We start from the raw sequence: 276 nt of genomic DNA, 5'->3' as shown, positions 1-276 counted from the left end.
AGCGCTTTCCAAGCAGCTGCCAGGTGATGAGGTGAGCGATATCCTCGAGCGTCTGGGGCTGCAAGTGGAGCGCTTGGCGGAGGGTTGGAAGGTCAAGGCAGCCAGCTGGCGTTTCGACATTGCCATCGAAGAAGACCTCATCGAAGAGGTCGCCCGTGTGCATGGTTACAACAATCTGCCCGTCCGCCGACCAGCCGCTCGCCTGGCGCTGCGTCCTGCCAACGAGTCGACCCTGACGCTGGCGCGTCTGCGTAACCAGCTGGTGGCTCGTGGTTA

At 62.3% G+C, this 276-nt stretch carries 1 pseudogene; it reads left to right on the top strand.

Annotated features, from left to right (window positions below):
• Positions 1–31: 31 nt before the first annotated feature.
• Positions 32–276 (top strand): annotated as a pseudogene (locus P8629_RS11780) (phenylalanine--tRNA ligase subunit beta); the annotation flags it as partial.

This window comes from Hydrogenovibrio sp. 3SP14C1 (genome assembly GCF_029625905.1).
Taxonomy (GTDB): Bacteria; Pseudomonadota; Gammaproteobacteria; order Thiomicrospirales; family Thiomicrospiraceae; genus Hydrogenovibrio.
Note: the sequence above shows the minus strand (reverse complement) of the source record. Positions and strands in the feature narration are given on the sequence as shown.